Below are 20,299 nucleotides of genomic sequence, written 5' to 3' on the forward strand. Positions count from 1 at the left end.
TTAATCTAACCCTTCCATTTCTGCATCATAAAACAATCCTGCAGCTTCAATTAAGCTTTCTAACTCATTAGCTAAATCTTGTTCATTTTCATTTGATAAATCTTCAAACCATTCAACTTCATCGTCTTTTAAATTAATTAAAAAACGAGGATATTCAGTATGCAAAACGAAAATATCTTCTGGGTGTTTACTATTATCTGCTAATAAAAATTTAGGTAAGTTCATGGTGTTTTGTTTTAATAAGTTTGATAGTTAATTTGTTAAATCGTATAAATAATAAGATTGACGCTGTAGTTAATCCTGCTAGTAATCCTAACCAAATACCAAAGCTACCATACATATCTTTTGCTCCAAAGAAAAAGCTAATCGGAAAACCAACTATCCAATACGATATAAAAGTTATTAATGTAGGTATTTTAACATCTTGTAAACCACGTAAAGCACCTAACATTACAACTTGTATACTATCACTAATCTGAAAAATTGCGGCAGCAATTAATAAGTTTGCTGCTATACTCATTACCTCCATATTATCTGCATAATTTTCAGCATCGCTTAAATCAACATATAAATTTGGTAATGATTTATGAAAAACAAAGAAGAAAGTAGCAAATACAACCGCTAATATTGTTCCTAAAAAAAAGATTGAAAACGCTATTCTTCGTAATTCTTTATAATTTTTTAATCCTTTTTGATTCCCCACTCTAATCATAGAAGCAACACTTAACCCGGTTGCTACCATAAATGTCATAGAAGATAAATTCAATGCTATTTGATTTGCTGCTTGAGGGTTTTTACCTAACAATCCACTTAACCAAATTGCTGCCGTAAAAATAGCTACTTCAAAAAACATTTGCATAGCACTTGGTGTACCTAAATTTAATATTTTTCGAATCATCAAAGTATCTAAAACAAAAAACTTAATATTGGTTACCAAGCGTTTTGAACGTTCCTTTTTACTTAACAACCACCACAGATATACTACCATTACAAACCTTGAAAGTAATGTTCCATAAGCAGCTCCTACTATTCCTAACTCTGGAAAACCAAACTTTCCATAAATAAGTAAGTAATTAAGTAGCACGTTTAACACATTAGCTATTAATGTTGCATACATAGGGTAACGTGTCATCGACATTCCATCGCTAAACTGTTTAAATGCCTGAAAAATAATCATCGGAATTAATGAAAAGGCTACCAAATCTAAATATGGAATCGCTAACTCAACTACTTCTATAGGTTGTTTCATTAAATACATTAACGGCTTCGAAAAGAAAACAGCTAAAAACAGTACAAGCCCCATCATAGTGCATAAAAAAAGTCCATGCTTAAAAGTAGATTTTGCTTGCGTAAAATTATTTGAAGAATCTGCTTCAGCAATTAAAGGAGTTATTGCGGTAGAAAAACCAATACCTAAAGACATAGCTATAAACATAAAGCTATTTCCTAATGAAACTGCTGCCAACTCAGCAGTTCCTAATTGCCCTACCATTATATTATCTATAAAACTCACAAAAGTATGTCCCAACATACCTAACATTACAGGAGCTGCAAGTTTTAAGTTATATTTAAACTCAGATGTATATTGTTGTAAATTCAATTTCTATCCATTTTTCAAGCTGCGAAGATAAGTTTTTTAAAGGTGCTCCAACTTTATCTTATTTATTTTTTAATTTATTTAACTACCTTTGATTTTTATTAAAACTGGAATAAAATGGCATCAATAACACTAAAAGGGAGCCCTATTGAAACAATAGGCAACCTACCTAAAATAGGAACTAAAGCAATTGATTTTTCATTAGTTGCAACTGATTTATCTATTAAAAAATTAGATAACTTTAATGGTACTAGATTAATTTTAAATATTTTCCCAAGTGTTGATACAGGTACTTGTGCTACCTCTGTTAGAGAATTCAACAAAAAAGCAGCCAATTTAGAAAACACTAAAGTTTTATGTATTTCTAGAGACTTACCTTTTGCTCAAGATCGTTTTTGTGGTGCTGAAGGTATTGAAAATGTAGTAATGTTATCTGATTTTGCTGCTGGTAGATTTGGCAAAGACTATGGATTGGAAATTGTTACAGGACCTTTAGCAGGCTTACATTCTCGTTCTATTGTTATTATTGATGAAAATGGTACTGTAACCTATACAGAACAAGTAAACGAAACTGTAGACGAACCTAATTATGAAGCTGCGTTAAAAGCTCTTTAAGAATATATGAAGAACCCGAATGACGGCTTTTTAAAAGGACGCATACGTAGTATTAAATTTGCAGTAAAAGGAATGTGGTTGTTAATAACTACAGAAGATAGCATAAAGGCTCAACTTACATTTGCTTTAATTGCTGTTTTCCTAGGTTTTTACTTTAACATATCTGCAACCGAATGGATAGTTCAAGTGTTAGCTATAGGAGTTGTTTTAGTTGCTGAAGCTCTAAATACTGCCATAGAAAAAGTAGCTGATTTTATACACCCAAATTACCATAAAAAAATAGGTTTCATTAAAGATATTGCTGCTGGTGCTCCTGCATTTGCAGCTCTTGTATCGTTAATTATTGCTGGAGTAATTTACCTTCCTAAAATAATAGCTATATTGTAGCGTTCAATTTATTCCTAACAAAAATACATGGCAAAAAAAAAGACAACTGTTCAAAAAAAACAGCCAAAAACTTCTATCATTAAAAAGGCTAAAACCTTTTTTTCAAATAGACAAAACCAAACTATTCTAGGTTTTTTTCTATTACTGTTTTCTATATTTTTAACCGTTGCTTTTATTTCTTTTTTCTTCTCTTGGCAAGAAGATCAAAGCACACTTAGTCAATTTGCAGACAGAACAATTCCTACTAAAAATTTATTAGGAAAAATAGGTGCTAAACTCAGTAATTTTCTTGTATACGACGGTTTTGGTTTAGGGGCTTTTATTATACCTATAACATTGTTTTTAACAGGATCTAGAATTTTACTTCAAACCAATCTAAAAAGAATTATAACCTCTTGGAACTGGGCTATTCTTATTATGCTATGGTTTGCAATAACTCTGGGTTTTTTTGAAAAAAAACATGCCCTTTTATCAGGAGTTATCGGTTTTGAATTAAATGAATATTTACAAACTTTCATAGGTAAAACAGGGCTAGCTATTTTGCTTATTTTCTTTTTAGTTGCTTATTTAATTATACGCTTTAGTATTACTCCTGAAACAATTAGTGAAAAGGTAAAAGTTAATAAAGAGAAAAAAGCTAACGCTATAAAAGATACTCCTAAAGTTAACAGAGATGACTCTACAATTGTAAATGATACTGATGTTAACATCAATTCTGAAGAAGCTAAAACTGAAGAAGCAAAGAAAGATAAATCAGACTTTGAACTATCTCTAGAAAATTTACAACCAACCATTTCTAACTATTCTGGTGTTGATGAAACTTCAAATAACGAAAAGAAAGAAGAAATTTCTTTAGATATTACTCAAACTAACGAGCCTACGATAGATATATTAGAAGACAGTAAAAAAGAAGTAGAAGTTGCTATTGAAAAAATTGCAGAAGAAAAAAGTGTCTCTGAAAACTTATCAGATCAATTACTCAAAGATTTTGGTGAGTTTGACCCTACCTTAGAGCTAGGAAATTTTAAATTCCCTTCTTTTAACTTACTAAAAGAATATAACGAAAGTATTTCTGTTGACCCTACCGAACTTGAAGCTAAGAAAAATCAAATCGTAGAAACTTTAAAAAACTACAAAATTGGTATTGCACAAATAAAAGCAACTGTTGGTCCAACAATTACCTTATATGAAATTGTACCTGAAGCTGGAGTTCGTATTTCAAAAATTAAAAACCTAGAAGACGATATTGCTTTATCACTTTCAGCTTTAGGAATACGTATTATTGCTCCTATTCCAGGTAAAGGAACTATTGGTATTGAAGTACCTAATAAAAAAGCAACTATCGTGTCTATGCATTCGGTAATTGCTTCAAAAAAGTTTCAAGAATCACCTATGCAACTTCCTATTGCTTTAGGTAAAACTATTTCAAACGAAACCTTTGTTATCGATTTAGCTAAAATGCCTCACTTACTTATGGCAGGTGCTACAGGACAAGGTAAATCAGTAGGATTGAATGCTATTTTAACATCACTTCTATACAAAAAACATCCAGCTGAAGTAAAGTTTGTATTAGTTGATCCTAAAAAAGTAGAATTAACACTATTCAATAAAATAGAGCGTCATTACTTAGCGAAATTACCAGATGATTCTGATGCTATTATTACAGATACTACCAAAGTAGTTAACACTTTAAACTCTTTATGTATTGAAATGGATAATCGTTACGACTTGCTTAAAAATGCCATGGTTCGTAACATTAAAGAATACAACGCAAAGTTTAAGGCTCGTAAACTAAATCCTGAAAACGGACATCGCTTTTTACCTTATATTGTATTAGTAATTGACGAATTTGCTGATTTGATTATGACCGCTGGAAAAGAAGTAGAAACCCCTATTGCTCGTTTAGCTCAATTAGCACGTGCCATCGGTATTCATTTAATTGTGGCAACTCAGCGTCCATCGGTTAATGTAATTACAGGTATTATAAAAGCAAACTTCCCTTCTAGAATTGCTTTTAGAGTAACTTCAAAAATTGATTCGAGAACTATTTTAGATGCCCCAGGAGCAGACCAATTAATTGGTAGAGGTGACTTATTGTATTCTGGAGGAAATGATATTACTCGAATTCAGTGTGCTTTCGTAGATACACCTGAAGTAGAAAAAATCACCGATTTTATTGGTTCCCAACGTGCGTACCCAGAAGCTTATTTACTTCCAGAATATGTTGGCGAAGAAGGTGGCACAAATCTTGATGTTGATATTGCAGACAGAGATAAACTGTTCAAAGAAGCAGCTGAAGTTATTGTTACTGCACAACAAGGTTCGGCATCGTTATTGCAACGTAAATTGAAGTTAGGTTACAACCGAGCAGGTAGATTAATAGATCAATTAGAAGCCGCTGGTATTGTAGGTCCTTTCGAAGGTAGCAAAGCACGACAAGTACTTGTACCAGACTTAATTGCTTTAGAGCAATTATTAGAAAGTGAAAAGAATTAATAATTATAAACTATTCCGAAAGTGGAAATAAGAAAGACGATGAAAAAAATAGGATTATTATTTATTGGATTATGTATTAGCATTAGTGCTATGGGACAAACAGATTCTTCTGAAGCAAAAAAACTGTTAGATGAAGTTTCAAATAAAATGGGTACCTACAGAAACATGGTTATAGGTTTTAATTCTTCTTTAATTAACAAAGAAGCGGGTATCACAAATGACCCTCCAATAAGAGGAGAAATTACACTCTCTGGTGAAAAATATAACCTAGACTATCTTGGAAACACCTTTATTTTTGATGGAAAAAAATTAGTTGTTATTAACCAAGATGAAAAGGAAGTTAGTATTAACAATGGTAATTTAGATGAAGAAGATGGCTTTATTTACCCTTCTAAATTATTAACTTTTTACAAAGAAGGTTATAATTACCAAATGGGGGCATTAAAAAACAGTAATGGACGTAAAGTTCAGTACATAGACCTTACTCCTATTGATAGTAACTCTGATATTGTAAAAGTTCAATTAGGTATCGATGCTAAAACAAAACATATTTATAAACTTACCCAAATAGGCTCTAACGGAGCTGAAACTACTTTTACAATTACTAAATTTAAAAGCAACCAACCTATATCTGCTCAACTTTTTTCTTTTGATAGAACTAAGTATGCTAAGCAAGGATATTATATCGACTAAAAAATTACATAAAAGTTTTGTTACTGATTTGCTCAAAAATCATTAACAAAACTTTTGTGTTTATATGCCACTAACCTACTACCTTTGCATCTGTGAAAACATTAGACAGATATATATTAAAAAGCTTCTTAGTTCCTTTTTTAGCAACCTTCTTTATCATTTTGTTTGTATTAGTAATGCAAGTATTATGGTTAGCTTTTGATAATTTTGCTGGTAAAGGTATTAGCGCAGGAATTATTTTAAAATTCTTGTGGTACACAACTCTTATTGTCACCCCTCAAGCTTTACCTATTGGTGTTTTATTATCTTCTATTATGACACTGGGTAGTTTATCTGAAAATTATGAATTTGCTGCAGCAAAATCTGCAGGTGTGTCTTTACAGCGTATGGTACGCCCTATTGTTTTCTTAGCTATTTTTTTAAGTAGTATTAACTTTTTGTTTCTTAACTATGTATACCCATACGCAATGCTTAAGCAATTAAACATGAAGGTAAACATTAAAAAGAAACAACCTGCAATAGCATTAGTTGCAGGAAGTTTTAACACTGAAATCCCTAATTTTCAAATAAAATTTAAAGAAAAGTACGGTAAAGATGATAACCTTTTAAAAGAAGTGATGATTTACGACTTATCTTCTAAAAAAGGAAACAATAAAATAATTACTGCAGAACGTGGTGAAATTCTTTCAGAAGAAGGTAGTCGTTATATGACATTGGTTTTAAAAAATGGACATTATTTTGAACATCATTTGAAAAACGGAGCTTCTTATAAAGAGCGAGAAAAAATGTCAGCTTCCTACGCAACTTTTAAAGAATATACTATTAACATTGATATCTCTTCATTTAATGATGATGGTTTGGAAGATGAAAAGTATAAAACAAATTACAATATGTTAAGTTTGGCTCAGTTAAAAGACACTTTGCCAACAATGAAACAAAATTATGATGCTTTTGTTAGTAGTAGAGCTAAAAACTTGTTTTTAAGTATTGATGTAGAAGATTTATACCAACACCCTGACTCATTAATAAACAAAAACCTTTCTCTAGACATTCTTGAAAACTTTGAATTAAAAGAAAAGCAAAATATTCTTTCGGTAGCTACCTCTAAATTAGAACGTACAATCAACAATAATAAATCCAACAAAGACATCTTAAAAAACAAACGAAAATATTTAAATTTATATGATATAGAGTTTTTTAATCGTATGGCCTTTTCTCTTTCTTGTTTATTACTTTTCTTTATTGGTGCTCCCTTAGGTTCTATTATTAGAAAAGGAGGAATGGGCTTACCTATGATTTTGGCAATTGCCATTTATGTACTATATTTTTTCTCCAATACCTTCGGAAGAAACCTAGCAGAAGAAAGCTCACTTACAGCTATTACTGGCTCTTGGCTAAGTGTATTTTTAATGCTACCTTTGGCTATTATTTTAACAGTTAGAGCTACCAAAGATAAAGGTCTTTTTGATATTAATAGCTTTTTTGCTCCAATACGAAACTTTGTAAAAAACTTATTCTCTAAAAAGAGAAAACCGCAACATAATGACAACACAAACACCAACTAATATTCAATTAAACACAATTGAAGAAGCTATTGAAGATATAAAAAACGGTAAAGTTATTATCGTAGTTGATGATGAAGATCGTGAAAATGAAGGTGACTTTTTAGCAGCTGCAGAAAAAATCACCCCAGAAATGATCAACTTTATGGCAACTCATGGTCGTGGGTTAATTTGTACCCCTCTTACTGAAACTCGTTGTAAAGAATTAGAGTTAGGAATGATGGTTAGTAACAATACCGACCCTATGGAAACTGCTTTTACTGTATCGGTTGACTTACGTGGAAATGGTGTTACTACAGGTATTTCTGCTTCTGATAGAGCTAAAACTGTACAAGCTTTAATTAATTCTGATACAAAACCTTTTAATTTAGCTAGACCAGGGCATATTTTTCCTTTAAAAGCTAAAAACGGAGGTGTATTACGTAGAACCGGTCATACAGAAGCTGCTATAGATTTTGCTCGTTTAGCCGGTTTAGAGCCTGCTGGTGTTATCGTTGAAATTATGAATGAAGACGGTACCATGGCACGCTTGCCTCAACTAATGAAAGTTGCTAAGAAATTTGATTTAAAAATTGTTTCTATTGAAGATTTAGTTGCTTATAGAATGGAGCACGACTCGTTAATTGAAAAGAAAGAAGATTTTAACATTCAAACTCGTTTTGGTGATTTCCGCCTTCGTGCATATAAACAAACTACTAATAACCAAGTACACATTGCCCTAACCAAAGGTACTTGGAGTAAAAATGAGCCTATTTTAACTCGTGTTAATTCTACTTTAGTTAACAATGATATCTTAGGAACCTTAACCAATAATGCTGACAAAAAATTAGATCAAATGTTCAAAGTTATTAATGATGAAGGTAGAGGCGCTATATTATTTATTAACCAACAAATGCAAGCATTAAACCTTTTAAATAGACTTCGCATTTTAAAAGAGAACCAAACAAAAGGTGAAATGAAAGCTCCTAATGTAGTCATGGACAACAAAGACTTTGGTATTGGTGCACAAATTTTACACGATTTACACATTCATAAACTACGTTTGGTTTCTAATACTAAACAAACTAAACGTGTAGGTATGATTGGTTACGGGCTAGAAATTGTTGATTATGTAAATTATTAATAAAAATTAGGAAGAACTACTGTTTCAATTTTTGAAATCGCCTCATCTAAAGATGTGTCTGACTTTCGTAAATGTAAGGCCATGTGGTTTACACCGGCGTCTTCGTAAGCTTTTAGTAATTCAGTTAAATGATTAATACCTACTGAACCACCAAAACGATGTGGTTTAAACATAGTATTATCATCTTGTAACAGATTTAAATGAAATGCCGAAATATAAGGTTTGCAGGCTTGATCTGTATCGTATAATGCTTCGCACCATCGTTTACGGTTTAAATAGGTTTCTTCAGGTGTTCTTGGATAATTAAACCAACCATTAGCATTTTTGGCAATCCACTCAAGACTTTGTCCGGAATGTCCAGCAACGACTAGCGGAATTTGATGTTTTGGCTTCGGGTATACCGCAACACCTTTATTTAAAAACGGATATATGGCCGATAAATCACTGTTGGTTTTCCAAGCTTCTTGCATAATATTTAGATGATCTCTAAACAATTTTGGTCGCTCTTGATAATCGATACCATACATTGGAAACTCAACAGGTCTATCACCCAAACCTAAGCCTAAAATAAGTCGGCTGTCACTTAGATGTTCTATCGTAGCGGTTGCTTTTGCTAGTTTTATAGGTTGATGTAATGGAGAAACTATTGCGGCTGTACCTAACAACACATTTTTAGTTGCGGCAGATAAATACCCTAAATAACTTAAGGTGTCAAATAACTGTGCGCCATCACCAAAATTAGGATCGTAAACTGGTACTTCTCTAATCCAAACTGCAGCAAAACCAGCCTTATCAATTTGTTTAACGTACTGTAAATGCTTACTAATATCTGGCACACCAAATGGTCTGCCATCTTCCTTTCGTTTTTTATCGCCTTCTAAAGACCAATCGTTATCTAAAGGAAATTCAATACCAAGCGTCATTTTACCTGGTTTGTATAGTTTATCAAAATTTTTCATAAAATTAAAAAAATTGAACTACATCAAACAGTTTAAAACTTAAATAAGTAAACATGTCTGATGTAGTTTTGTTCTTAGTCATTCCAGATACCCTCTGCTGTATACGGACCTTTTTCAACTTCCCAAAAAGTACCATCTATAAAACGATGATTTTTATCTAAAGCTTCAATACGTTTCATATCGTCTTCATTCAATTCAAAAGCAATAGTATTAAAGTTTTCTTGAAGGCGTTTTGGGTTAACCGATTTTGGTATGACCGAAACACCACGTTGTATATCCCAAGCTAAAAGTACCTGTGCTGCAGTCATGTTATTAGCAGTTGAAATATCGTTAATAGTCTTGTTTTTCAACAAATTTAAATCATCATCATCATTTGCACCAGAACCTATTGGTGCATAAGCCGTCATGTGAATGCGATGTGCTTTAGCGAATTCTAACAGTTCGTTTTGTTGTAAAAACGGATGCACTTCTACCTGAAGCATTTCTGGTAAATGTTTAGCATGATCAATAATATCTATTAAATCATTTTGGTTGAAATTACTCATCCCAATATGCTTAGCTAAGCCTTGTTCTAAAGCATCTTCCATACCTTTCCAAGTGTCTGTAAGTGGTTGGTCTTCAAGCGGAATAAATTCTTCTGCTGTTTTAGGAAACTCGACACCTTTTTTAAAGGCAATTGGCCAATGGATTAGGTATAAATCTAAATACTCTAACTGTAAATCGTTTAAGGTGTTTTGTAACGCAGGAATAACGTTTTCTCTTCCATGAGAATCGCTCCATAATTTTGAAGTAATCCATAGGTCTTCACGTGTAACAATACCTTCTTTAATGGCATCTGCGATAGCGTTTCCTACTTCTTTTTCGTTACCATATACTGATGCACAATCAATATGTCGGTAACCTATTTTAATAGCTTCGTATACCGACGTGTACACTTCGTTAGGTTCTGATCTAAAGGTACCAAGACCTAAAATTGGCATTTCGTCGTTATTTCTAAATTGTAAAGTTTTCATTGTTTTAAAGTTTTTCTTTTTTGTATAAAATCAAAGTGATTAAAAAGCCTACTATTACTAACATACTACCTACCCAAGGTGTTGCGCCAACACCAAGTGAAGATTCAATAATAAGTCCGCCAACATAGGCGCCAATTGCAATACCTACATTAAAGGCTGCTATATTTAAAGCTGATGAAACATCTTCGGTACCTGGCAAGTACTTTTCAGACATTTTTACCACATACAATTGTAATGCTGGCACGTTAGAAAAGGCTAATATGCCCATAAAAAATAGTGTAACCACTGACCATATTTGGCTAGATGCTGTAAAATAAAGTATTAACAATACTATAGCTTGTAAGGCAAACATAACCATTAAGGCTTTCCCTGGTTTTTTATTAGATACTTTACCGCCTATTACATTACCTAATGCAATTGCAATACCGTAAACTAGTAATAAAATACTCGTCATATTTGCTGAAAAACCAGTAACTTCTTCTAATAAAGGAGCTAAATAGGTAAAGGTTACAAAAGTACCACCATAACCTAAAGCTGTGATAGAAAGTACCAGCAAAATAGAACGGTTTTTAAGTACTTTTAACTGATCTACAATACGAAGTGGTTTTGATGTTTTAATCGACGCTGGTACCAAAAAGTAACTTGCTACCGCACCAATAATTCCTAAGATAGCAACACCTATAAAGGTGGCACGCCATCCAAAGTTTTGTCCTATATAGGTTCCTAATGGTACACCAGTAACGATTGCTACAGTTAAACCTGCAAACATTATAGAAATGGCAGAAGCACGTTTATCTTCCGGCACTAAACTAGCTGCAATTGTTGAGCCTATTGAAAAAAACACACCATGTGCAAAACCTGTTAAGATTCTAGCTAAAATTAGTAAGATAAAACTAGGTGCAATAGCTGCCAATCCGTTACCAATTATAAATAATAGCATTATGGCTATTAGCAGTCGTTTTCTTGCAATTTGACTTGTTAATGCGGTTAATACTGGCGCACCAATTGCAACGCCAACGGCGTACAGACTTACTAATAAACCTGCAGAGGATATTGAGGTGTTTAAATCGTTTGCTACTGTTGGCAGTAAGCCAACAATAACAAATTCTGTAGTACCGATACCAAATGCACTTATGGTTAATGCCCATAATGCAGCTGGTAGGCTTTTACGTTTTGATTTTGCTTTTAAAGTTCCTATTTGCGTTTCCATTTTTAGTGTTTAGCCTTTAAAAGTTCTACAATTTTTTCTGCTACTAATTTTGCAGAAGCAGGATTTTGACCTGTTACTAAACGTTCATCAACGCTTACTTTTTCCTGCCACATAGCTGCTTTATCTACAGTCGCACCACGTTCAATTAGTTTATCTTCTAATAAAAATGGTACCACATTTTCTAATTTCACATTAGCTTCTTCTTCATTAGTAAATACGCTTACTATTTTACCATCAACTAAATAGTTACCGTTAGATAATTTAATATTTACCAAAGCCGAAGGACCATGACAAACAGCTGCTACAATACCATCATTTTCGTAAATTTTTGCAGCAATTTTCGCTAGTTTTTTATTGCTTGGGAAATCCCACATTGTTCCATGTCCACCAGCATAATAAATAGCGTCGTAATCTTTAGCTTTTACTTTTGAAGCTTTTAATGTGTTTTGAAGTTTGTTCTGAAATGTTGCATCATTCCAATATTTATTATTCACTTCATCCTTAAGATCAAAACCATCTACTGGCGGGTTTCCTCCTTTTGGACTAACTAGTGTTATCTCATAATTATTAGCTTCAAAAACCTCATAAGCATGCGTAACTTCACTTAAATAGTAGCCAGTTTCTTTTCCGGTTTTACCTAATTCTTGGTGACTAGATAGTACCATTAACACGCTTGGTTTGTTTTGTTTTTTTTGTGCTATTAATGCAGTGCTAAAAAATAAAGCAAGTATGAATGTATAAAATCTTGTTTTCATTGTTTTGTTTTTTGTTTAAATTTCTTAGACAAAATTCAATGAAAACCTTAGCATATACGAGGATGTATGTCACAATTTTAAAGTGATGTATCGCAATATAAAAATGTGATGTATATCATTTTTTAACCTTTAAAACGACTTAAAGTTTCTCTAGAAACTCCTAAGTAAGCTGCTATTAATTTTTTGGGTACGCGTTGTACTAGCTTAGGTAATTTAAATAATAGAGCATCATAACGTTCTTCAGCTGTTTGAGTTAATAAAGATAAAATTCGTTGCTGTAGGTTAATAAAACCGTAATTAGATTTAACCCTAAAAAAGTTTGCTATTGCAGGAATTTTTTCGCAGATAATTTCTCTTGATTCAAATGATAAACAGAAAAATTCTGAATCTTCAATACAATCTACTATAGTTGTCGCTAACTCTTTATGCTGAAATGCATAATAATCACTAACCCAATACTCTTCCATAGCAAATTGAAGAATATGCTCGTGCCCTTTTTCATCTATAATATATGATTTTATGAGCCCTTTAATAATCCAAAACTCACAATCTACTGGTTGTCCTGTTTGTATTAAAAACTGGTGCTTTTTAAGTTTTTTAAATTGAAAATGAGGTTTTATAATATTCCATTCCTCATCTGTAACCTTAACAATTTCTTCAAAATGCCTCCTCAGTAATTCATATTTATCTTGCATTCGACAAATTTAAATAATAATTTCAATAGAGTTTATATACAAAAAACAACACATTAATTATATAAACAAAGTGTTTAATAACTTTTCACAGAACTTTAATATAATTTATACTAAAAAGAAAATAATTTTGTCCTTTGCAATTAACTTTATAAATTATAAAACAATGAAAACATATCCTAAACGATTTTCTCATATTGGAATTACAGTACCTGATATTAATAAAGCTGCTAAGTTTTATTCAGAAGTAATGGGCTGGTATACTATTATGCCTCCATCTCTAGTAAAAAAAGAAACTGATACAGCCATAGGGCAAATGTGTATTGATGTATTTGGTGACGATTGGGAAACCTTTGAAATTGCCCATTTAGCAACCTCTGACGGAATAGGTGTTGAGCTTTTTAGTTTTCCTCACGGCAAAAAAGAAGCTCCAAAATTTAACCCATTCAATACAGGGTTGTTTCATTTTTGCATCCAAGATCCTAATATTGAAGGTTTAATTGAAAAAATAGTTGCAGCTGGAGGTAAACAACGTATGCCTATTAGAGAATATTATCCAAACGACAAACCCTATAAAATGTGTTATGTAGAAGACCCTTTTGGAATTGTTTTCGAAATTTACACACACAGCTACGAGTTAACATATTCTTCTGGTGCTTATGCTAATGAAGAAAAGTAAAATATTTTAAAATGAAAAAAATACTCATACTATCGCTATCTATTTTCTCTCTTATTACTTGTAAAAACGAAACTAAAAGAGAAACTAAAAAACCTGAAAACAAACAATCTATTTCAGAAAACAAATCAAACATTACAGAGATTGCTAGCTTTAAAGGGCAGCAAGTTACAGGAGTTACTGTAACTCAAGACGGTCGTGTATTTGCTAATTTTCCTAGATGGCGAGATTCAGTAAAGTATTCAGTAGTCGAAGTGTTTAAAAATGGTTCGTATAAACCTTACCCAAACGAGGTTTGGAATCTTTGGCAACTAGAGGAACACCCAAGAGAAGATCTATTTCTTGCTGTACAATCTGTTGTTGCTTTTGAAGATAAACTATACATTTTAGACACGAGAAACCCAAAATTTAATGGTGTTGTAGATGCTCCTAGAGTGTTTATGTTCAACTTGAATACTAATATTTTAGAGCAAACGTATAAATTAGAAAAGGACAGCTATCATACCGATTCTTACATTAACGATTTACGTGTAGATAAGACCAATAACAAACTATATCTTACAGATTCTAACCACGCAGGACTAGTCGCTTTAAATTTAAACACAGGAAAAAGTACCCGTATTTTAGATAATCATAAAAGTACCATGGCTGAAGTATCTGAACTTACGTTTGACAACACAGTTTGGAAAAACGTTGTGCATTCCGATGGAATTGCGTTTGACCAAAAAAATCAACGTTTATTTTACCATGCACTTTCAGGTTATAGCTTGTACTCTATTCCAGTAAATAGTTTCAATTTAAAAGACAAATCTAAAATAGAAGCTTCTGTAAAATTTGAAGCTAAAACGTCTGCGCCAGATGGAATGATTTTTGACCAAAAAGGTAATCTTTATTATGGCGATTTAGAGCACAACAAAATTAATTATATTACTCCAAATGGTACTATTAAAACTTTAATAGAAGGTGAAAAAGTAAAATGGGCAGATACTTTTAGTATATACGATGGAGATTTGTATTATACCAATTCTAGAATTAATGAAGCCTCAGGCGATATCAGTAACCTAAATTTTACCATTAATAAAATTGCATTGCCAAAATAATGTAATATCAATACATCTTTATTAAAGTATTATCGTCTACTAAGTGAATATGAAAAATAATTCACCTATGAAAATAGACAAACATTGTAATCGTTAAAACAAAAAATCGGCTTAAGTTTTTTGAAATTTTAAGCCGATTTTTTATACTGAGACATTACTACAAAGTCCATTTGAGACATCTATACACTAAACACTTTTTTAATAAATAAAAAAGTATTGTAAACTATATTTATAAGTAAAAAATAAAGTTGAAATAAATGACTTTTAGATAGCAAACGCTTCTAATATTTATTAATACATTGAAAAAAAATGGAAAATAATAGTTATTTAGTTGATAAACTTCAAGATAAAATGACTGTAAAATATAAAAATAATCAACGTCTTAATTATATAGTTTTGTAAAGTCTATTGTTTAGTTTCGTCTTTAAATAGTATGCAACACTTTAAAAATATAGCCGCTTATTGTAAGGCAATTAATATTTCACCACCAAAGCATCCCGATTTTGACATCAGAAGCTTTAAAGACAATATGCCTACAATAGTTAGTCAAATGCCCGCTTTTAGGCATGAGTTTTATGCTATTGCTATAAAGGTTGAAGGTAGTGGCATTGCTATTACAGGTCATTTTAAAGATTTTCCAGACGGTTCTGTTATTTTTTTTAACTCGCCTTTTCAACTTATTTCCTGGGATATTATTCCAGATTGGAATGGTTATTATTTGATGTTTTCTAAAGATTTTATCGCTAAATCTAATTTTCTTCAAGATATTTTAAGTCATTTTTCGTTTTTAAAAATTGAAAAAAGCATGCCTTTTGAGGTTAGTAAAGATGATGTGACTAAAATACTGTCTGTATATAATGCTATTTACAATGAATACCACAGCGATAACGTTGACAAGTTTCAACTTATCGAATCGTATTTATTACTATTACTAAATGTGGTAAAACGGTACTTTCACAAAAACATTAGCAATACAAATGCTGCTGCCGAAATACGTAAAACCGATTTAAAAATTCTATCTCGTTTTCAATCACAAATTGAAACCAGCTTTTATCCTAATGCAACTATTCCTAGCTCAACCAATCCGCATACCACACGTTTTTATGCCGAATTATTAAATATTCATCCTAATCATCTAAATGCAGTTGTAAAACTAATTACTGGTCAAACTGCAAAACAAACTATACAAAAACACGTCTTGCATTTGGCAAAATCACGTTTAATACATTCAGAAGCCAATATTAAAGAAATTGCTTATGATCTGTATTTCGATTCGCCAAACAGTTTTAGCAGCTTCTTTAAAAAACACACGCAAAAAACACCTGCTAGTTATCGTAAAATAGCTAATCTTTGATTTTTATACCTCTTGCTTTGATTCTGTAAATTTTTCTTCGCTGTTCTGTAGCATCTTTGTACTGTAATACAAGCACTATGAAATATTTATTAACAATTGCTACGCTTTTAACAGCAATTACAATACAAGGCAAAACAATGACATCACCAAAAGACATCGTTTTAAAGTTATTTAAAGCATCTGATGAAAGGGATTGGTCTCAAGTAGAAGACTGTTTTAACACCGAAGTTGTATTAGATTATTCCTCTATGGGAAGTCCAGCAACGACCTTAAAACCATCAGAAATTACCAGCACTTGGAAAACCATTTTACCAGGTTTTACCTACACTCATCATCAAATAAGCAACCTTACGGAAACCATAAATGGGGAAACTGCCAAAGTGTTTGCTTATGGCACGGCAACCCATTATTTAGAAGACGACAAAGGACATGTTTGGACGGTAGTTGGCACTTATAATTTAGACTTAAAACTAATAAATAAACAATGGAAAATCACTAAAATGATATTTAATTTTAAATATCAAGATGGTAACCTTTCCTTACCGCAAAAAGCTATCAATAATGTTACAGGACATGTAAAAGAATTATCAACTTCAGAAAAAAACATCCGTACGGTTAAAGCATTCTTTAAAGCACTTGAAGATGAAAATGCAGGAACTGTAGCCAATCTTTTTGCAGAAGATGGTAAGCAAATTAATCCATACCATTCAGACCTTTTTCCTAAAGGAGCGCAAGGACAAGCAGGAATAAAAGCCTATTGGGAACCTGTTTTTCCAAATTTTGATGGAATGACATTTAACATTGAAGACATTTTTGCAATGGAAAATACTGCAATGGTATATGCAAAATACACAGGACACATAAAACTAAAACATAATGCAGGCATATACAGTAACAACTATTATTCAACTTTTAAATTCAATACTGAAGGTAAAATTACCGAATATGTCGAAATTTTCAACCCAATAGTAGCCGCAAGAGGTTTTGGCTTAATCGATAAAATCAAATAAACATGAAAATATTAACAATAGCACTTACAGCATTTATAGCAATTACTGGCTATAAAGCCATCACAAAAAACAGCCCACAAAAACTAACAAAGACAAAAGAAATAACACATAAAAAGATGAAAAAAGTAACATTTAAAAGCGATGGATTAAACTTAGTAGGCCATTTATATTACCCAGCAAATTATAGAGAAGGAAACACGTATCCTGCAGTAGTCGTTTCAGGAAGTTGGACAACCGTTAAAGAACAAATGGCTGGTTTATATGCTGAAAAACTAGCGGAAAAAGGGTTAATTACATTAGCTTTTGATTTTAGAAATTATGGTGAAAGTGAAGGTGAACCGCGTTTTTACGAAAGCCCTAATCTTAAGAAAGAAGATATTAAAAATGCCGTCTCATTTTTAGAAAGTCTAAAAGACGTAGATAATTCAAAAATCGGTGCTTTTGGTGTTTGCGCAGGTGCAATGTACACCTTAATGGCATCTTCAGAAGACAACCGCATTAAATCTGTAGTCACTACAGCATCTTGGTTACACGATGCAGAAGCTGTAAAATTATTCTATGGTGGTGAAGAAGGTGTGCAGGCAAAAATTAAGGCAGCACAACAAGCAAAAAAAGTGTACGGAGAAACAGGAGAAGTGGCTTATATCCCAACGATTTCAGAAACAGACCCAACTGCAGCAATGTACGGACCATACGATTATTATTTAAATAAAGATCGAGGTGCTGTAAAACAATGGAGTAACGATAAATTTGCTCTAGCAAGTTGGGAAGATTGGTTAACAGTAGATCCAATGCCAACTGCAAAGCAATTGCACAAACCTGTATTAATGATACATTCAGACGGAGCGGTATTACCAGCATACACCAAAAAATATTTTAATGACATTGCAGCAACCGACAAAGAATTACACTGGATGGATACAGAATTAGAGTCACCCTTTCATCAATTCGCATATTACGACCAAGATACCGAAGTGAACGCAGCGGTAAGTAAAGCAAGTAACTGGTTTGTTAATAAAATGTAAAAAAGAAATAGGTTATAATAGTGATTTAAATCACTATTATAATTTTAAGTTAAAAAATTGTATGTACAACTAATTACATATAACTTTGTCTCATAATTTTAATAAAAAAATGAGTACACCTTTAAAGTCTTTTCAGGAATGCTGTTTGTATTTTACTACAAACACTCTATCAAGGTATATAGGTAAACTAGCAGAAGATGCCTTCAGAGTTACTAGTCTAGCACCATCTTATGCTCATTTAATGTTATTAATAATTGATGAACCTAATTTAAGTCAAAACGAATTAAGTAAGCGTATAAATGTAAAAGCATCTACAATGACTCGTTTTATAGATAAATTAGTTCTGATGCAATTAGTAGAACGAACTCACGAAGGTAGAAACACACTTATTATTCCTACTGAAAAAGGTAAGAACCTAAAACCTTCATTAGACGAAGCACTGGGTAACTTATATAAAGCTTACTGTAATTTATTAGGAGAAGAATTTGCTGTAAAACTAACTGCTGACATGCATTTAGCTAATACAAAACTTAACGAAGTAGAATAAAAGTCTATCAATACTTTGATAAATGAAAGACTCTAAATTAAATTGTATGTACAACTAATTTAAATACTAATGAATACAAAAACTATAGAGTATGAACAACTAATGCATACTTTTCGAAATAGAAAATTTACTAAAAATGATATTAAAAGCTTTGTTTACAAAATATTTTCTATGTATGAACGGGCTACTTGTAATAACGAACATGTATCTGCAGAAGCTTTCAATAAATTAATTGCAGATGATATTTTCGTAGACTTTCCAGCTTACAAAAATATACATTCAAAATCTGAATTTTTGGAATGGCATAGATGGATACATGATTTACTCATTTCTGATGATCATGACATCGAAAAAATAGATGTAAGTTACCTTAATAACGGTAAGTATATGGCTCAATTTATTGTACACTGGCGGGCTCTTTTTAAAGACAACACTTACTCTGATCTCCGTGTAGATCAACAATGGATAATGCGAGAAGATACCAATGAACCATTACCTATTATAGAACGCTATTTGGTAACTGACGCCACAAATTTTAAACAAAAATGAAAACATTAATGATTTTAGCGCATCCAAATCTTAAAGATTCGGTAGCCAATAAACATATATCAACAGAAATTGCTGCACAATTTAATCATTTTGAGATCAGTGATATCTTCAACCAATATCCCGATTTTAAAATAGATGTAGAAGCCGAACAAGCCAAACTACTTGCTGCAGATACGATTATTTTTCAATTTCCTTTTTTTTGGTACAATATGCCAGCCATTTTAAAACAATGGTTTGATGAAGTGTTTAGTTTCAACTTTGCATATGGTTCTAAGGGTGATAAATTAAGAGGTAAAAACTTTTTGTTAAGCATTACCGTTGGCGGACCAGAAGAGGCATACACGCCAATAGGTTACAATCATTTTGCCATAGAAGAACTAATCAAACCCTTACAACAAACGGCATATTTAAGTCAAATGAATTATCTAAAACCGGTTTATACACATGGTTTAACTTATGTTCCGGGTGTGTATAATACCAAAGAGGTTGTTTTGCAACGTGCCGATAATCATATTAAAAAATTAGCTGCTGTTTTAGAGGGAATAACCAATACTAGTGCAGAAGTACGTATTGAGCGCTTTGTAAAAGATTGGTTTGCCAAATTTGATGTTTTGTCAGATGCATCTTCATTTACGCCTTATATAAATAACGATACGCAATTTCAATTTGTTGAGGGAGAATTTACTGGTATTAAAGGGTTTGAAACTTGGTACACCAACATTAAAAATACCTTAAAACCCAATAATGAACATCGTATTGAGTCCATAATCATTCAAGAAGAAAACAATGCTTTTGATGTGTATTTAACTATTAAGCTAAAAGCAGAAAAAGTATCTGGTGAATTATTACAGCTCAATGTTAAAGAACATTGGAAACTAGTCCTAACAACTAATGGTCAAATACAAATTAAAGAATATATAGTAAACGAATTATAAA

General features: G+C 32.0%; 21 protein-coding genes. 14 read left to right on the forward strand and 7 right to left on the reverse strand.

Annotated elements, in window-relative coordinates:
* Together AC3VJB_RS07155 and AC3VJB_RS07160 are read right to left on the reverse strand one after the other, a co-directional pair.
* A complete protein-coding gene (locus tag AC3VJB_RS07155; protein ID WP_073181286.1) occupies positions 1-225 on the reverse strand; it encodes a DUF8828 family protein in 225 nt (74 codons plus the stop codon).
* Positions 212-1,600 carry an MATE family efflux transporter gene (locus tag AC3VJB_RS07160; RefSeq protein WP_462098592.1) on the reverse strand — a complete coding sequence of 463 codons (1,389 nt, stop codon included), beginning with the start codon at positions 1,598-1,600 and terminating at the stop codon, positions 212-214. Before AC3VJB_RS07160 ends, AC3VJB_RS07155 begins: the two co-directional genes overlap by 14 nt.
* 114 nt (positions 1,601-1,714) lie before the next feature.
* Between AC3VJB_RS07160 and tpx the strand changes: the two genes are divergently transcribed.
* From tpx to ribB, 6 genes are all read left to right on the forward strand, one after another.
* Positions 1,715-2,212, forward strand: coding sequence for a thiol peroxidase (gene tpx, locus AC3VJB_RS07165; RefSeq protein WP_047789290.1), 498 nt, complete (start codon positions 1,715-1,717; stop codon positions 2,210-2,212).
* Between the two features lie 6 nt (positions 2,213-2,218).
* Positions 2,219-2,599 carry a diacylglycerol kinase family protein gene (locus AC3VJB_RS07170; protein ID WP_047789291.1) on the forward strand — a complete coding sequence of 127 codons (381 nt, stop codon included), beginning with the start codon at positions 2,219-2,221 and terminating at the stop codon, positions 2,597-2,599.
* Positions 2,600-2,626: 27 nt separating this feature from the next.
* A complete protein-coding gene (locus AC3VJB_RS07175) occupies positions 2,627-5,095 on the forward strand; it encodes a DNA translocase FtsK (RefSeq protein WP_047789292.1) in 2,469 nt (822 codons plus the stop codon).
* 39 nt (positions 5,096-5,134) lie between these two features.
* Positions 5,135-5,788 (forward strand): outer membrane lipoprotein periplasmic chaperone LolA1, encoded by a 654-nt coding sequence (gene lolA1 / locus AC3VJB_RS07180; RefSeq protein WP_047789293.1) that lies wholly within the window; start codon positions 5,135-5,137, stop codon positions 5,786-5,788.
* 92 nt (positions 5,789-5,880) lie between these two features.
* Positions 5,881-7,353, forward strand: a complete 1,473-nt coding sequence (locus AC3VJB_RS07185) for an LptF/LptG family permease (RefSeq protein WP_497666954.1) — start codon at positions 5,881-5,883, stop codon at positions 7,351-7,353.
* Positions 7,331-8,473 (forward strand): 3,4-dihydroxy-2-butanone-4-phosphate synthase, encoded by a 1,143-nt coding sequence (gene ribB / locus AC3VJB_RS07190; protein ID WP_497666955.1) that lies wholly within the window; start codon positions 7,331-7,333, stop codon positions 8,471-8,473. Before AC3VJB_RS07185 ends, ribB begins: the two co-directional genes overlap by 23 nt.
* Here ribB and AC3VJB_RS07195 read toward each other — a convergent pair.
* The 5 genes from AC3VJB_RS07195 to AC3VJB_RS07215 all read right to left on the reverse strand — a co-directional run bounded on the left by AC3VJB_RS07195 (position 8,470) and on the right by AC3VJB_RS07215 (position 13,105).
* Positions 8,470-9,432, reverse strand: coding sequence for a TIGR03571 family LLM class oxidoreductase (locus AC3VJB_RS07195; protein ID WP_253055893.1), 963 nt, complete (start codon positions 9,430-9,432; stop codon positions 8,470-8,472). The two genes, ribB and AC3VJB_RS07195, sit on opposite strands and share 4 nt — an antisense overlap.
* Positions 9,433-9,506: 74 nt before the next feature.
* Entirely contained in the window at positions 9,507-10,445 is a 939-nt protein-coding gene (locus tag AC3VJB_RS07200) for an aldo/keto reductase (RefSeq protein WP_073181297.1), read from the reverse strand.
* A 4-nt stretch (positions 10,446-10,449) separates the two neighbouring features.
* Positions 10,450-11,655, reverse strand: coding sequence for an MFS transporter (locus AC3VJB_RS07205; protein ID WP_159616076.1), 1,206 nt, complete (start codon positions 11,653-11,655; stop codon positions 10,450-10,452).
* Between the two features lie 2 nt (positions 11,656-11,657).
* Positions 11,658-12,410 carry a type 1 glutamine amidotransferase domain-containing protein gene (locus AC3VJB_RS07210; RefSeq protein WP_253679869.1) on the reverse strand — a complete coding sequence of 251 codons (753 nt, stop codon included), beginning with the start codon at positions 12,408-12,410 and terminating at the stop codon, positions 11,658-11,660.
* Between the two features lie 122 nt (positions 12,411-12,532).
* Positions 12,533-13,105 carry a Crp/Fnr family transcriptional regulator gene (locus AC3VJB_RS07215; protein WP_073181299.1) on the reverse strand — a complete coding sequence of 191 codons (573 nt, stop codon included), beginning with the start codon at positions 13,103-13,105 and terminating at the stop codon, positions 12,533-12,535.
* 163 nt (positions 13,106-13,268) lie between these two features.
* Between AC3VJB_RS07215 and AC3VJB_RS07220 the strand changes: the two genes are divergently transcribed.
* From AC3VJB_RS07220 to AC3VJB_RS07255, 8 genes are all read left to right on the forward strand, one after another.
* Positions 13,269-13,781, forward strand: coding sequence for a VOC family protein (locus tag AC3VJB_RS07220; RefSeq protein ID WP_047789299.1), 513 nt, complete (start codon positions 13,269-13,271; stop codon positions 13,779-13,781).
* An 11-nt stretch (positions 13,782-13,792) separates the two neighbouring features.
* A complete protein-coding gene (locus AC3VJB_RS07225) occupies positions 13,793-14,878 on the forward strand; it encodes an L-dopachrome tautomerase-related protein (protein ID WP_497666956.1) in 1,086 nt (361 codons plus the stop codon).
* 433 nt (positions 14,879-15,311) lie between these two features.
* On the forward strand, positions 15,312-16,232 hold the full coding sequence (locus AC3VJB_RS07230) for a helix-turn-helix domain-containing protein (protein ID WP_167713497.1): 921 nt from the start codon (positions 15,312-15,314) through the stop codon (positions 16,230-16,232).
* A gap of 77 nt (positions 16,233-16,309) precedes the next feature.
* Positions 16,310-17,242, forward strand: a complete 933-nt coding sequence (locus tag AC3VJB_RS07235) for a nuclear transport factor 2 family protein (protein WP_173360667.1) — start codon at positions 16,310-16,312, stop codon at positions 17,240-17,242.
* 2 nt (positions 17,243-17,244) lie between these two features.
* On the forward strand, positions 17,245-18,267 hold the full coding sequence (locus tag AC3VJB_RS07240; protein ID WP_497666957.1) for an alpha/beta hydrolase: 1,023 nt from the start codon (positions 17,245-17,247) through the stop codon (positions 18,265-18,267).
* 109 nt (positions 18,268-18,376) lie between these two features.
* Entirely contained in the window at positions 18,377-18,814 is a 438-nt protein-coding gene (locus tag AC3VJB_RS07245; RefSeq protein WP_073181308.1) for a MarR family transcriptional regulator, read from the forward strand.
* A 69-nt stretch (positions 18,815-18,883) separates the two neighbouring features.
* Positions 18,884-19,363: a hypothetical protein gene (locus AC3VJB_RS07250; RefSeq protein WP_497666958.1), complete on the forward strand. Its 480-nt coding sequence runs from the start codon at positions 18,884-18,886 to the stop codon at positions 19,361-19,363.
* The gene (locus AC3VJB_RS07255; protein ID WP_159616086.1) at positions 19,360-20,298 is read left to right on the forward strand and encodes an NAD(P)H-dependent oxidoreductase; all 939 of its coding nucleotides are present in this window, start codon (positions 19,360-19,362) and stop codon (positions 20,296-20,298) included. The genes AC3VJB_RS07250 and AC3VJB_RS07255 overlap by 4 nt, the downstream gene beginning before the upstream one ends.
* The last annotated feature ends 1 nt before the right edge of the window (position 20,299 follow it).

The sequence above is a fragment of the Tenacibaculum sp. TB-53 genome (genome assembly GCF_059716285.2).